At 40.2% G+C, this 14,018-nt stretch carries 13 protein-coding genes; 3 read left to right on the forward strand and 10 right to left on the reverse strand.

Annotated elements, in window-relative coordinates:
• A partial coding sequence (locus ACX0HA_RS11820; RefSeq protein ID WP_458845496.1) for a T9SS type B sorting domain-containing protein occupies positions 1–1,506 on the forward strand: 1,506 nt, incomplete at its 5' end.
• A 285-nt stretch (positions 1,507–1,791) separates the two neighbouring features.
• On the opposite strand, the gene ACX0HA_RS11825 is transcribed toward ACX0HA_RS11820, so the two are convergent.
• Positions 1,792–2,985: a pyridoxal phosphate-dependent aminotransferase gene (locus ACX0HA_RS11825; RefSeq protein ID WP_458845497.1), complete on the reverse strand. Its 1,194-nt coding sequence runs from the start codon at positions 2,983–2,985 to the stop codon at positions 1,792–1,794.
• 159 nt (positions 2,986–3,144) lie between these two features.
• Positions 3,145–3,573 carry a DUF1573 domain-containing protein gene (locus tag ACX0HA_RS11830; protein ID WP_458845498.1) on the reverse strand — a complete coding sequence of 143 codons (429 nt, stop codon included), beginning with the start codon at positions 3,571–3,573 and terminating at the stop codon, positions 3,145–3,147.
• 157 nt (positions 3,574–3,730) lie between these two features.
• Here ACX0HA_RS11830 and ACX0HA_RS11835 point away from each other — a divergent pair, with 157 nt between their 5' ends.
• The gene (locus ACX0HA_RS11835; protein ID WP_458845499.1) at positions 3,731–6,361 is read left to right on the forward strand and encodes a valine--tRNA ligase; all 2,631 of its coding nucleotides are present in this window, start codon (positions 3,731–3,733) and stop codon (positions 6,359–6,361) included.
• 55 nt (positions 6,362–6,416) lie between these two features.
• On the opposite strand, the gene ACX0HA_RS11840 is transcribed toward ACX0HA_RS11835, so the two are convergent.
• The 8 genes from ACX0HA_RS11840 to rsfS form a co-directional block, all read right to left on the reverse strand.
• Entirely contained in the window at positions 6,417–7,499 is a 1,083-nt protein-coding gene (locus tag ACX0HA_RS11840) for an RHS repeat domain-containing protein (protein WP_458845500.1), read from the reverse strand.
• 145 nt (positions 7,500–7,644) lie between these two features.
• Entirely contained in the window at positions 7,645–8,421 is a 777-nt protein-coding gene (locus tag ACX0HA_RS11845) for a superoxide dismutase (RefSeq protein ID WP_458845501.1), read from the reverse strand.
• 11 nt (positions 8,422–8,432) lie between these two features.
• Complete coding sequence (locus ACX0HA_RS11850; RefSeq protein ID WP_458845502.1) at positions 8,433–8,696, reverse strand: acyl-CoA-binding protein; 264 nt, start codon at positions 8,694–8,696, stop codon at positions 8,433–8,435.
• Complete coding sequence (locus tag ACX0HA_RS11855; RefSeq protein WP_458845503.1) at positions 8,696–9,349, reverse strand: phosphatidylserine decarboxylase family protein; 654 nt, start codon at positions 9,347–9,349, stop codon at positions 8,696–8,698. Before ACX0HA_RS11855 ends, ACX0HA_RS11850 begins: the two co-directional genes overlap by 1 nt.
• Positions 9,339–10,166 carry a phosphatidate cytidylyltransferase gene (locus ACX0HA_RS11860; RefSeq protein WP_458845504.1) on the reverse strand — a complete coding sequence of 276 codons (828 nt, stop codon included), beginning with the start codon at positions 10,164–10,166 and terminating at the stop codon, positions 9,339–9,341. Before ACX0HA_RS11860 ends, ACX0HA_RS11855 begins: the two co-directional genes overlap by 11 nt.
• Position 10,167: 1 nt before the next feature.
• Positions 10,168–10,770: a lactate utilization protein B/C gene (locus ACX0HA_RS11865; protein ID WP_458845505.1), complete on the reverse strand. Its 603-nt coding sequence runs from the start codon at positions 10,768–10,770 to the stop codon at positions 10,168–10,170.
• Between the two features lie 104 nt (positions 10,771–10,874).
• On the reverse strand, positions 10,875–12,800 hold the full coding sequence (gene ftsH / locus ACX0HA_RS11870; RefSeq protein WP_458845506.1) for an ATP-dependent zinc metalloprotease FtsH: 1,926 nt from the start codon (positions 12,798–12,800) through the stop codon (positions 10,875–10,877).
• A gap of 13 nt (positions 12,801–12,813) precedes the next feature.
• Complete coding sequence (rsfS, locus tag ACX0HA_RS11875) at positions 12,814–13,185, reverse strand: ribosome silencing factor (RefSeq protein WP_114756992.1); 372 nt, start codon at positions 13,183–13,185, stop codon at positions 12,814–12,816.
• Positions 13,186–13,285: 100 nt separating this feature from the next.
• Between rsfS and ACX0HA_RS11880 the strand changes: the two genes are divergently transcribed.
• Positions 13,286–14,014: a biotin--[acetyl-CoA-carboxylase] ligase gene (locus ACX0HA_RS11880; RefSeq protein WP_458845507.1), complete on the forward strand. Its 729-nt coding sequence runs from the start codon at positions 13,286–13,288 to the stop codon at positions 14,012–14,014.
• Positions 14,015–14,018: the final 4 nt, after the last annotated feature.

Here is a 14,018-nt window from a genome sequence, read left to right on the forward strand (position 1 = left end):
ATCAACCCGATAGCTACCCCAACAGCCTACACCAGCGCCAGTGGCGATGTATATGTAAGGGTGGAGATCAACAGCAACAACCCTGCAGAGCCAAGATGCCACCAGGTGGTGACACTAAGGCTTATCGTTAACCCGCTGCCACCTGTTACCGATCTTGACAATATCGCGCATTGCGAGCAGAATACCGACGGAGCAGACGTGTTCAACCTTACCCAGGAACTGAATGACATACTTATCCAGCAAGGGGTAACCCCTGCCAATTACGATGTGGACTTCTTTAGCGATGCGGCATTAACGAGCCCTGCCATCCCTGTGAATGCCTACCCGGTAACCGGGGGCACAGCTACTATCTGGATAAGGGTACGTGACCTTGTGACCAACTGTGTTATCGTAAAAGAAGTAGACCTGTTGGTAGAAGAGGCAGCCATCGCCAACCCTGTAACCACAACCTTTGTGGAGTGTGACTATGAGGGGGCCAACGACGGGTTCATCTCGGACTGGGACCTTACCCTTGCCGATGGGGACATCCTTGGCGGGCAGTCACCTGCAGACTACCAGGTAACGTATTATGAAACTGAGCCGGACCTTACTCCCGGGGCAGTAAACATCCCTATTGCCAACCCGCAGGCCTATGCCAACACCACGGCCTGGCGCATGGAGATCTGGGCTGTAGTAACCAATACCTCTACCCAGAGCGGCTGTAAGGACAAGGTAAGCTTCTTTATAGAGGTTATCGCCCTTCCGGAGCCAGTTATCAAAGGCGGTACGATCTGTGTTGACAAATCCACCGGAGCCGTAGTAAGGCCCCTTGTAATCGATACAGGGCTAACCACGGGCACCTTCGAGTGGAGCTATACCGATGAGAAAGGCCAGACCACGATCCTTGGAGAGACCGGTCCGGTACTGCTTGCCCAGGCCGCAGGCCAGTACACGGTAGTTGCCACCAGTACCGAAGGCTGCGTATCTGACCCTATAGCACCGGTAACGGTACTACAGAGCGGCCCTGCAGTTAAGACCGGCAGGGGCTATTATGTAACGAACTACTTCAGCGACAACCAGACCATCACGGTAACCATAGACGGCTATGGAGTATATGAATACAGCCTTGATGAAGGCCCATGGCAGGACAGCAATGTCTTTGACAATGTATCCCCGGGCAGCCATACGGTAAGGGTAAGGGACACCAACCCCGATGCGTGTGATGAGCTTGTGATTACCGATGCGAGCATTGTGGACTACCCGAACTTCTTCACCCCTAACGGTGATGGCTTCCACGACACGTGGAACATCATCGGGCTACAGAATACGGGTTCAGTGATCTATATCTTTGACCGTTACGGCAAGCTGATCAAGCAGATCAGCCCGGACAGTGAGGGCTGGGACGGAACCTTCAATGGTCGTGCGGTACCTGCCGATGACTACTGGTTCACCGTTACCTACCCTGAATTCGATGGTACAACCACCGTAACACGTGAGTTTAAATCGCATTTTGCCATTAAGAGATAAGAGAGAAAAACAGATAAATAAAAGAACCGGGCAGCCATTGGCTGCCCGGTTTGTTTTTGTATAGTCCAAAGTCTAAAGGAATGGAGAAGTATTAAGTATAAGAAGGCGCAGCAGATTGGCCTTAGCCCTGAGAGAGCCTACCTGCGGTAGGCTGGGCGGTATTTCCCGCCGGCAGAAGGGAATAAAGCCGATGGCAGGAAACAGCGCTTAAAAGAAATGCTTAGTGATGCTGCAAAAAAAAGCCCTACGTAGTACGAAGGGCTCTGATTATATTTAAAACAACTATTATTTGTTGTTATATTGTTTTATGGCATCGGCAAGTATCTCTACTGAACGGATAAGGTCTTCTTTTTTAAGAACGTAAGCAATTCTTATTTCGTCAAGGCCAACATTAGGAGTAGAATAGAATCCTGCAGCAGGAGCAACCATTACAGTTTCTCCGTTAAGGTCGTATGACTCAAGAAGCCATTGTGCAAAATTGTCGGCATTGTCAACAGGTAATTTGGCAATACAGTAAAAAGCACCTTTCGGAGTTGCTACCTTAACGTTTTCAATTTTATTAAGTTCGTTTATAAGGGTATCTCTACGCTCTCTGTATTCGCTGATAACTTCGTCAAAATAACTTTGCGGAGTGTCAAGAGCTGCCTCACTGGCAATTTGCTCAAATGTTGGAGGGCTAAGACGCGCTTGTGCAAACTTCATGGCAGTTGCCATTACTTCTTTGTTTTTAGAAACTATACAGCCTATCCTTGCGCCACACATGCTGTAACGTTTAGAAACTGAATCGATCATTATAGCATTGTTTTCAATACCGGGAACATTCATTACAGAGTAATGCTTGTCACCGTCATAAGTAAACTCGCGGTATACTTCATCAGCGATAAGGAAAAGATCATGCTTCTTAACCAGTTCGGCCAGTTGCTGGATTTCTTCCTGTGTGTAAAGGTATCCGGTAGGGTTACCAGGATTACAGATAAGTATCGCTTTAGTTTTTGAAGTAATAAGCTTTTCAAAGTCTGCGATAGGAGGAAGGGCAAAACCTTCATCTATCGTAGATATTACCGGTACAACAGTTACTCCCGAGGCAACCGAAAACCCGTTATAATTAGCATAAAATGGCTCAGGGATGATAATCTCATCGCCTGCATCCATTGTGCTTCCTAAAGCAAAAAGCAATGCTTCAGAACCACCTGTAGTTATGATAATATCAGCTGCATCGACATTAACGCCATGAGCTTTATAGCTTGTAGCCAGTTTAGTCCTGTAACTTTCAAAACCTGCTGAATGGCTGTATTCTAATATTTGTATATTGTTGTTTTTTATAGCTTCCAGCGCCACATCTGGAGTTTTGATATCCGGCTGGCCAATATTCAGGTGATATACTTTGTGACCTTTCTTTTTGGCCATTTCAGAGTAAGGAACCAGTTTCCTGATAGGAGATTCAGGCATTTGCCTGCCTTTATTAGATACTTGAGGCATTGTATTTTGATTTTTATAATGATTGGTGCAAATTTGCGACTTTTTTTAGAGATTTAATAATTTTGGCAAGAGCAAATTTGTTTTTCAACAGGTTTAAAAATTAAAAAATGTTATAAAAAAAGCTCCGCACTGCGGAGCTTAAGTTTTTTTTACTGTTTCTTATTGATTAGGAAGTGCTTTCTTTTTGTCAAGAATATTTACTTCCTCTTTTTTTGTTACTTCACCTTTTAGTTTCAATGCGACTACACCATCAGGGTGGTTAACGGCATTAGACTGAACGGTAATTGTTTTGCGTATGGGGCCGGGATTCATGTTGTATTTAACTTCAATCTTTCCTGATTTACCCGGTGCAATCGGTTCTTTTGGCCACGAAGGCACTGTGCAGCCGCAGCTTGATTTCACGTCTTTAATAATCAAAGGGGCATCACCGGTGTTTGTAAATTCAAAGGCTCTTAAGCCGTTATCGTTTTCTTTTGAAGTTGTTCCGTAATCAACAGTATCAGACTTCAATTCCATTTTGGCTCCAGATTGCGCATAAGAAGCGGTAGTGAATAGTATAACTGCTAAAAGGCCTAAAATTCGTTTCATAGTAGTAGTGGTTTTGGATTTAGTAAAAATACTCAGTTTAAATTAATGTGCAAATTATGCTATAATGTTTTTTTAAAATTGTACATATATGGTTACTTTTGCATACATTTCAAAAAACATACCAATTTTTTTGGTTTATTAATCAGCACTGTAAGTTATGACGATTCCATCGCAATTTGATGCAAAGACTGCCGAGAGCAAATGGTACGACTACTGGATGAAAAACAATTATTTTCATTCGGAACCAGACCATAGAACGCCTTATACTATTGTAATACCTCCGCCAAATGTAACAGGGGTGCTGCACATGGGGCATATGCTTAATAATACTATTCAGGATGTACTTATAAGACGCGCGCGCCTTAAAGGTTATAATGCTTGCTGGGTACCCGGTACTGACCACGCATCTATTGCTACCGAAGCAAAAGTTGTTGCCAAACTTAAAGCAGAAGGAATCAATAAAAATGACCTTACCCGCGAGGAGTTCTTAAAGCACGCATGGGAATGGACAGATAAATACGGAGGTGTTATTCTTGACCAGCTGAAAAAACTTGGTGCTTCATGTGACTGGGAACGTACAAAATTCACAATGGATGATGACATGTCGGCATCGGTTATAAAATCGTTTGTCGATCTATATAATAAAGGACTTATTTACCGCGGCTACCGTATGGTAAACTGGGATCCTGAAGCTAAGACCACGCTTTCTGACGAAGAGGTAATCTACGAAGAAAGGCAGGGTAAACTATATCATCTTAAATACCAGATTGAAGGTACTCAGGATTTTGTAGTAGTTGCTACTACACGCCCTGAAACGATATTAGGCGATACTGCAATATGTATCAATCCTAACGATGAGCGTTACACGCACCTGAAAGGAAAAAAAGCTATCGTTCCTATCGCTAACCGTGTTATCCCTATCATTTTTGATGAATATGTAGATATGGAATTTGGTACAGGATGCCTAAAGGTAACGCCTGCACACGACGTAAATGATAAGGAACTTGGTGAAAGGCATAACCTTGAGATCATAGACATCTTTAATGAAGATGCTACATTAAACAGTTTCGGCCTTCATTATGCAGGTAAAGACCGTTTTGTGGTGAGGGATGAGATCGCTAAAGAACTTGAAACTATAGGTAATCTTGAGAAAATAGAGAACCACATCAATAAAGTAGGAACTTCTGAAAGAACTAAAGCGGTTATTGAGCCAAGGCTTTCTGATCAGTGGTTCCTTAAAATGGAAGACCTGGCTAAGCCGGCTATTAAAGCTGTTCTTGAAACAGAAGAAGTAAAGCTTTACCCTAACCGTTTTAATAATACCTACCGCCACTGGATGGAAAACATCCGTGACTGGAACATTTCGAGACAATTATGGTGGGGCCAGCAGATTCCTGCCTACTTCTATGGCGAAGGTAAAGAAGATTTTGTAGTTGCTGAAACGCCTGCTGACGCTTTGGCTCTTGCCAAAGAAAGAACAGGAAATCAAAGCCTGACTGCTGCCGGCCTGAAACAGGATCCGGATGCGCTTGATACCTGGTTTTCATCATGGTTATGGCCAATGGCTGTTTTTGGTGGTGTGCTTGAACCTGAAAATAAAGATTTTAAATATTACTATCCTACAAATGATCTTGTAACCGGACCGGATATCCTTTTCTTCTGGGTAGCAAGGATGATTATTGCAGGTTATGAATATGCAGGCGAAAAGCCGTTCACCAATGTTTACCTTACAGGTCTTGTGCGTGACAGCCAGCGTCGTAAGATGTCTAAATCATTAGGTAATTCACCGGATCCGCTTGACCTTATTGAGAAATTTGGTGCCGATGGTGTACGTGTAGGATTGCTGTTGAGTGCTTCTGCCGGTAATGATATTATGTTTGATGAAGAGCTTTGCAATCAGGGTAAGGCATTCAGTAATAAGATATGGAATGCTTTCCGCCTTATAAAAGGATGGGAGATAGCTGATATAGAACAGCCGGATTATGCGCGTAAAGCCGTAAACTGGTATGAGGCCAAACTGAATAAGACACTTGCTGAAATTGAAGATCATTTTGAGAAATACAGGATATCTGATGCGCTTATGGCTATCTATAAGCTGGTATGGGATGATTTCTGTTCATGGTTCCTTGAAATGATCAAACCGGGTTATCAGCAGCCGATTGACAGGACTACGTTCAATAGTGCGATTGAAATGCTTGAGAATAACCTTAAGCTGCTTCATCCGTTCATGCCGTTCCTTACTGAAGAGATTTGGCATCATATTACAGAAAGAAGCTCTGAAGAGGCACTTATTATCTCAGAATGGCCTGTAATAAAACAGGCTGACGAAAGACTGATCTCAGGTTTTGATGTAGCTGCTGAAGTAATTGCAGGCATCCGTACTATCAGAAAAGATAAAAACATCCCTCAAAAAGATGCTATTGAACTTAAAGTAGTAAACACTGAATCGCTTTCTAATGAATATGACAGTGTAATTATAAAACTTGGAAATATATCTTCGTTAGAATATGTTGCAGAAAAAGTATCCGGAGCACTTACCTTCAGGGTAAGGTCTAACGAATACTTTGTACCGGTAACCGGAGCAGTAAATGTTGAGGAAGAAATCGCTAAGCTAACTGAAGAGCTAAACTATAATCGCGGTTTCCTTAAATCGGTTCAGGCTAAACTTTCTAACGAGAAATTTGTTGGCAGTGCTCCTGAAAAGGTTGTAGCAATGGAAAGGCAAAAAGAAGCTGATGCATTGGCTAAAATTGCTACGATTGAGCAAAGTCTGGAAAGTCTGAAATAATTTACTTTTTAAAATCATAAAAAAAGGCAGCCAATGGGCTGCCTTTTTTTATGATTTATTTTTCCTCAAAATAGGTAATTTGTCTTTCAGCAATAAATTGTGGAACATCTTTTATTTTTGTGGTTTTTTTGATCCAGTTTCCTTTGGCATCATATTCAAAAATATATTCCCTTTTGTCGACGATTTTTCCTGTAGGCTCCATAACTTCAATCAGAGTTGTATTGCCGTATTTATCATAGGAAAAATTGGCTTTCATAAAGATTTTTCCATTTTTGGTTACTTCCCATGTTAGTTTGTTGCCTTTGCTGTCATAGGTATGCGTATCTATAGATGTACTCTTGTCAAAATTGTCAAAGGTTAGCTTGGTAAGTGTATTTCCTTTTTTGTCATAGGTGAATTCCTGAGAGTATTCAGTTACACCTTTATCGTTAAGGGTATATTTTTTTGTTAGATTGTCACCTTGATATTCAGAAAAAGTCTCTAAACGTTTTTTTGAGTCTTTATCATAACGGGCTTCAGACGTTAGCCTATTTTTTTTGTCGTATTTGCGTATTATTTTATGTTGTATATATTCTGATGTAAGGTAAAGATCTTCTTCGATCAGGTTACCTTTGCTGTCATAGACATAGGCAATTTTGTCGGTAGGATTATTTTGACCGTTAAATGTTGTTTTCAGAGCAATTTTGTCTCCCTGATATTTCATTTCAACACGGTCGATTTGTGAATTATCACCATTTCGCTTTGTTATGGCAGTATTGTTTTTTCCGCTTTCATCCCAGCTATATTCGGTTTTAATCCCCGGAACATTACTTATGTACTGAATAATATTTTGTGTTTTTTCGCGTCCTTTATAGGTTGTCTCCATAAAAGGGTTTTCATCAAAATATAATTTTTCTGCTACAAGCATTCCTTCTTCATCAAAATCCATATTTCCATTGTGCGCACTCATATCTTCATGCATAGTTTTAAGCTTCTCCAGCTTTTCACTTATCTGCCATGATTTCGTGTATACGCTTTTTACATCACCTTCCAGTTTGTAAAAGGTCCAATCTGCTTTAGTGCGGTCAATAGCTTTTTTTTCTTCCTTTTGGCACGAACCCAAAAATAGCAACAGGGCAAGAGGGTATAGGTATTTCATTATTTATGTTTGGTTTTATTAGGATTTCAAAAATGGCACTTTTTCTTTAAAATGGCAATTTTTTGGAAGCTTTATTAAATTTAGTAACTGCCATAAAAAAACGAATCCGCCCAAAGGCGGATTTTGTTTTCGATTTGGACAGCTGTTATTTTTTTACAGCAGCATCATATTTTTTACTTGCAGCATCCCAGTTGATAACATTGAAGAAAGCTGTAATGTAATCAGGTCTTTTATTTTGGTAATTCAGGTAGTAAGCATGTTCCCATACGTCAAGTGCTAAAACCGGTTTACCAGAGATGCCTGTATTTGGCATCAAAGGGTTGTCCTGGTTAGGAGTGCTGCCGATTACAAGTTTGCCAGCAGGATCTACCACAAGCCATGCCCATCCTGAACCGAATTGTTTGGTGGCAGCTTCGGCAAATTGTGTTTTGAAAGCCTCAAAAGAGCCAAAATCTTTAGTGATGGCATCTGCTAATGCACCGTTTGGAGTACCACCAGCGTTAGCACCGCCCATAACTCCCCAAAAGAAAGTATGGTTGTAATATCCGCCTCCATTGTTTCTTACAGCCTTATTCTCCATATCAAGAGTTTTCAGGATATCTTCAATAGTTTTGGTTTCAAGTGGAGTACCTTTAACAGCTTTATTAAGCTCGTCGGTATATTTTTTATAGTGTTTTGAATAGTGTATTTCCATTGTTCTGGCATCGATGTGCGGCGCCAGTGCATCATAAGCATAGCCAAGTTTTGCCATTTGGAATGGGCCTCCTTCAGCTTTAATGTCGTCAGGGTTTCCAAGGGGTGCAGCCTGCTCTTTCTGAGGCTCAGGAACAGCTACCACTTCTTCCAGGTTGTTTTTGTCTTTACACGATTGCAATGCTGCCATTACTACAAAAGCCGATAAAATGATCTTTACTTTTTTCATAACCGAATTATTTATTTAATTATAGAATTAATAGTTTCTATATACATTTTTTTAGCTTCATCAGGAGTTAAATGCCTTACCTGCATCCAGGCGTTCATCTTAAAAGCATTCCTCAGGTTAAAATTCTGATAAGGACTTACCTGTGCAATACCCTGTGTTGCTTGTTTATAGTAGGCATAAATGCGCAGCATAACGTCTTGAGGTAAACCCTCAGACATGTTTGAAGCCCTTTCGAATGCTTCCTGAAACTGAGTATCTAAGTCTTTTTCCTGCATTAAGCTTTAGTTGCGATTATTGTTTTACCGCCTATGGCTTTTTCGCCAAGCTTTACGTTTATTTCTGTGCCTAAAGGTAGAAACAAATCTACCCTTGAACCGAATTTTATGAATCCTGCATCAGTTCCCTGTACTACCTGCATGCCTTCTTCGGCATAGTTAACGATACGTCTTGCAAGTGCACCGGCAATTTGTCTGTACAGTATTTCGCCAAACAGTATGTTTTCAATAACGATTGTGGTACGCTCGTTTTCTTCACTTGCTTTTGGATGCCACGCCACAAGGTATTTCCCTGGGTGGTATTTACTGAATTTTACAAGTCCGTTTACGGCATAACGCGTAACGTGTACATTGATAGGCGACATGAATATAGATACCTGAAGCCTTTTATCTTTGAAATATTCAGGTTCATATACTTCTTCGATCACTACTACTTTTCCATCTACCGGAGCAATAATGTTATGGTCGGTAACCAGTACATGGCGTTTTGGATTCCTGAAAAACTGCAATACCAGTATCAGGAAAGCAAGTGCTATTAACTGCACAATGATTTTAAGTGTTGTACTTGGTATAAAACGTTCTGCAAGCAATGCTATTACAACTGTTGTAAATAGCCCGATAAAAATAAGTTTAGCTCCTTCTTTATGAAACATAGGTTAAGATTTGGTAATACAAAAATAGAAAAGGTATTGCAAATATAATACTATCCAGCCTGTCTAAAATGCCTCCGTGGCCCGGCATTATGTTTCCGCTGTCTTTTACTCCGGCTTTTCGCTTAAGTTGTGATTCAACTAAATCGCCCAAAGTACCAAAGATTACGAGAATAATTGCGGCTCCAATCCAGATTAAAGATGAGTTGAAGACAGGATTTAAAAAATTATCAAAACAGCTTAAGATATAAGCTCCGATTATGGTGAAAACAAGGCCTCCAAGAAAGCCTTCAATGGTTTTTTTAGGGGAAATTCTTTCAAAAAGTTTGTGTTTGCCTAATGTTTTGCCCACTATATAAGCAAAAGTGTCGTTTGTCCATATCAGGATGAAACTGCCAATAATGATGTAAGGAGAGTAAATGTCCTGAATTAAAAAAGGAAGTTTAATTATCAGTAAGAACGGCAGTATTACATATCCTGTAAGTCGGGCAAGTTTAGCTGTTTTATCTTTTGGTGCTGATGGCTTTTTTTCAAAGAGCTCTTCAAGCAACATAAATGCTATAAACAAAGCACCAATGTTTAAAAGCAAGTTTGTATAAAGGGTACTAATCACTAATGGCGAGAATATGATATATCCAGCCACGCCCATTATGATTGGTACGGTTTTATTTAGGTTAGCAAGTTTGCAGAACTCATTAATGGCAATAATCATAAATATGCCAAATAATAGTACAAAACTAATAGGAGAGAGTAGGGTTGCGCCTAAAAGGAGTGCTATATAAACAATTCCAGAGAGGGCCCGGACGATACTTTCATTCATGCTAAAGGTCTTCTAAAAGAAGCAGGTAAAGATTTTTTGCGGAACTGCCGTAATGAAGGAAATCTTCTTCTTTTACTTTTTCAAAATATTTAATGGTGGTAATGTTAGTAGGGTAATCTTTATCGTATTTCTTTTTGATTTCCCTTAAACCGTCACTTTTATTGGCAAGGATCTGGCTGGTCGTGGCAACGATAACGATATTTGCCGGTAATTCGTTTGGCTTATTCTGTTTGATCTGGTTTGATGAAAATAGTATAGAGCCTTCATCGGCTATAAGATTTTCGCAAGATGCTAAAAGGAATTTTGGATTGTCGGATTTTGCGTAAGTAAGCCTGTTTTCGTCGAGCAAGCTGTAAAGTTTAGGCTCAAGGCACATCACGTTGCATTCAAACCAGTCATTCTCTTCAAGTACATTCAGGAACTGTTCATGTAATTCATTCAGGTTTTCACAGTAGATAAATTTACCCCCGTTTTTTCTGAAATGGAGCATAAATAATTCGTCAACAGGAAGTTGCTCCTCAGGAAGAAAAGGATTTGATTCCGAATTCTTATCTTCATTGGAGACATCATTTACCGCACCGAAAATTTTCTTGAAAAGACTCATATCTTACATTACCTTATTACTCCTGATATGCTCAAAGATAAAAAAATCTTAATTCAATTTAAGAATTGAATTAAGATTTTTGAAAAATTTGACAAATAAATTGTCTATGCTTCTGTAATTACCTCATGCTCATGTTTGTCAAAAGGTCTTTTGCCAAAAATATCTTCAAGGTCATCTTTGAAAATAACCTCTTTTTCGATAAGTATGTCTGCAAGGCTAAGTAATTTGTCTCTGTTGTCTTCCAAAAGCTGTATTGCTCTCTTATACTGGTCTTCTATAAGCGTAGATATTTCCTGATCGATAATCCTTGCTGTGTCTTCAGAATACGGCTTAGAGAAATTATATTCGCTTTGTCCTGATGAATCGTAATAGGTAATATTGCCAAGTTTTTCATTAAGGCCATAAACTGTAACCATTGCACGTGCCTGTTTTGTCACTTTTTCAAGATCGCTAAGGGCACCTGTAGAAATCCTGTTGAAGATCACTTTTTCAGCAGCACGTCCACCCATGGTTGCACACATTTCGTCAAGCATTTGATCCGGTCTTACAATAAGCCTTTCTTCAGGCAGGTACCATGCTGCACCCAGGCTCTGGCCACGTGGCACAATGGTAACTTTTACCAGTGGAGCAGCGTGCTCAAGCATCCAGCTTACTGTAGCGTGTCCGGCTTCGTGTATGGCAATTGCTCTTTTCTCTTCAGGAGAAACAATCTTATTTTTCTTTTCAAGTCCACCAACGATACGGTCTACCGCATCCAGGAAGTCTTGTTTTTCTACCATTTTCTTGTCTTTTCTTGCTGCAACAAGTGCTGCTTCGTTACAAACATTTGCAATGTCTGCACCAGAGAAGCCCGGAGTTTGTTTAGCAAGGAATTCAGTGTCAAGATTGTCCGCTTTTTTAAGCGGCTTCAAGTGCACTTCAAATATTTCTCTTCTTTCGCGAATGTCCGGAAGGTCAACATATATCTGTCTGTCAAAACGTCCGGCACGCATAAGTGCTTTGTCAAGTACATCGGCACGGTTAGTCGCTGCCAATACAATAACGTTTGTGTTGGTACCGAAGCCATCCATTTCAGTTAATAGCTGGTTAAGAGTGTTCTCACGCTCGTCATTAGATCCTGAGAAGTTATTTTTTCCACGCGCACGGCCTACAGCATCAATTTCATCAATGAAAATAATTGCCGGTGATTTTTCTTTTGCCTGTTTGAAAAGGTCACGTACACGGGATGCACCTACACCTACAAACATTTCTACGAAATCAGAGCCCGAAAGCGAGAAGAAAGGTACTTTAGCTTCTCCTGCTACTGCTTTGGCTAAAAGTGTTTTACCTGTTCCCGGAGGGCCTACTAGAAGCGCTCCTTTAGGTATCTTTCCACCAATGCTTGTATATTTTTCAGGATTTTTCAGGAACTCAACGATTTCCTGTATTTCTTCTTTAGCACCTTCAAGGCCTGCAACATCTTTAAATGTCACTTTGATGTCGTTCTTTTCGTCAAAAAGTTTGGCTTTAGACTTTCCAATGTTGAAAATCTGGCCACCGCCACCGCCGGCACCTCCGCCAGACATCCTGCGCATCATGAAAATCCATAAGGCAACAATAACAAGGATTGGCAGTAAAGTGAATAATAATTCTCCCCAAATGCCATCCGACTGATATTCGTAATCCTTTAGTTTACCTGTTTCGCGGGCAGTATTAAGGCTCTTCTGAAATTCTTCAGAGTTTCCAGTCAGGAATGAATAATGAGGGCCTTTATTTTCTTTACCCAGAAAATCGGTCTTTACTTTTTGGTGTTCAGGTAGTTTTAGCGCTTCCGGCTTAAGGTATGCCTCAGCGGTTGATTTGTTATAAGTTACCTTGCTTACTTCGCCTTTGTCAAGGTAGCTGTAAAACTTTGCAAGTGAGATTTGCTTTGGATCGTTCCAGTTAGCGTTGCCCGAAAGAAATGTTATAGCAAGGAACATTATTAGTATTCCGCCATAAACTACCCATGGGCTAATCCTAACCTTATTTGGTTTATTATCTTTTGACATGAATTTCGGTTATTTAATAGTTGTTTCCGATTGATGTAATGCGGGCATCTCCCCAAAGGCTTTCAATGTTATAATATTCACGAATGTGTTTTTGGAAAACGTGAACCACAATGTTCACATAGTCCATAAGAACCCATTCGCCATTTTCAGTGCCCTCAACGTGCCATGGCTTATCTTTCAGAGATTTGGAAACTGTTTTTTGGATGGAGTGAACTATAGCGTTCACCTGTGTATTAGAAGTACCGTTACAGATTACAAAGTAATCGCAAACAGTATTGTCTATGGCCCTCAGGTCAAGAATATCAATATCATTTCCTTTTACTTCTTCGATACCTTTGATGATATTAGCTAACAGATCATCATTACTTACGTTTTTCTTAGCCATTTAAAATTATATGTTTTCGCAAAGTTATCATTTTTTGTATTTACTTTTGAGCCTTAACAAAACTATTACAGCTTTTAAAAGCAATACAAAGTTTTTTGTAATGAATATCATCAAACTCAGTGCCATTAACTCTACCAACGACTACCTAAAAGAATTAGCGTCTATACAGTATGTCGAAAACTTCACGATAGTAGCTGCAGAAAACCAAACAGCAGGACGCGGACAGATGGGGGCGAAGTGGGATGTTGAACCTGGTAAGAACCTTACGTTTAGTGTGTTGGTAAAGGATTTGCTCTTAGGCATAAATGAAATTTTCAGTTTAAATGCTGCGGTGGCCATCAGTGTGACCGAGGCTTTGGAAAGTTTAGCTATTCCTGATCTTTCTATAAAATGGCCTAACGACATTTTGGCAGGCAATAAAAAAATAGGTGGCATATTAATCGAGAACACCATTAAGACCGGTGGCGAAATCTACTCAATAGTTGGTATTGGACTCAATGTGAACCAAATGAGTTTTGAAGGGCTCGCAAAAGCATCATCTATTGCAATAATAACAGGAAAGCAACATGACAAAGACATAATAATGACTGTCATTGCAGAGAACATCAGGCGCAATGTGGCAGCATTGCTGAATAAAGATACCGCACTGATCTGGCAGAAATACCATTCAAAACTTTACAAAAAAGGTGTACCAATGCCTTTTGAAAAGGATGGCAACAAGTTTATGGGGATCATAAAAGAGGTTTCTTTAAAGGGCAGCTTAAGGGTACAACTAGAAGACGACAGCATTGCCGAATATGGCTTAAAGGAAGTGCAGTTACTCTATTGATCAT

It is taken from the genome of Flavobacterium hauense (assembly GCF_054457175.1).

What these genes read in the sequence shown, in the direction of transcription:
- ACX0HA_RS11825 (WP_458845497.1), bottom strand. Translation starts at nt 2,985, where the DNA reads ATGCCTCAAGTATCTAATAAAGGCAGGCAAATGCCTGAATCTCCTATC.
- ACX0HA_RS11830 (WP_458845498.1), bottom strand. Translation starts at nt 3,573, where the DNA reads ATGAAACGAATTTTAGGCCTTTTAGCAGTTATACTATTCACTACCGCT.
- ACX0HA_RS11835 (WP_458845499.1), top strand. Translation starts at nt 3,731, where the DNA reads ATGACGATTCCATCGCAATTTGATGCAAAGACTGCCGAGAGCAAATGG.
- ACX0HA_RS11840 (WP_458845500.1), bottom strand. Translation starts at nt 7,499, where the DNA reads ATGAAATACCTATACCCTCTTGCCCTGTTGCTATTTTTGGGTTCGTGC.
- ACX0HA_RS11845 (WP_458845501.1), bottom strand. Translation starts at nt 8,421, where the DNA reads ATGAAAAAAGTAAAGATCATTTTATCGGCTTTTGTAGTAATGGCAGCA.
- ACX0HA_RS11850 (WP_458845502.1), bottom strand. Translation starts at nt 8,696, where the DNA reads ATGCAGGAAAAAGACTTAGATACTCAGTTTCAGGAAGCATTCGAAAGG.
- ACX0HA_RS11855 (WP_458845503.1), bottom strand. Translation starts at nt 9,349, where the DNA reads ATGTTTCATAAAGAAGGAGCTAAACTTATTTTTATCGGGCTATTTACA.
- ACX0HA_RS11860 (WP_458845504.1), bottom strand. Translation starts at nt 10,166, where the DNA reads ATGAATGAAAGTATCGTCCGGGCCCTCTCTGGAATTGTTTATATAGCA.
- ACX0HA_RS11865 (WP_458845505.1), bottom strand. Translation starts at nt 10,770, where the DNA reads ATGAGTCTTTTCAAGAAAATTTTCGGTGCGGTAAATGATGTCTCCAAT.
- ftsH (WP_458845506.1), bottom strand. Translation starts at nt 12,800, where the DNA reads ATGTCAAAAGATAATAAACCAAATAAGGTTAGGATTAGCCCATGGGTA.
- rsfS (WP_114756992.1), bottom strand. Translation starts at nt 13,185, where the DNA reads ATGGCTAAGAAAAACGTAAGTAATGATGATCTGTTAGCTAATATCATC.
- ACX0HA_RS11880 (WP_458845507.1), top strand. Translation starts at nt 13,286, where the DNA reads ATGAATATCATCAAACTCAGTGCCATTAACTCTACCAACGACTACCTA.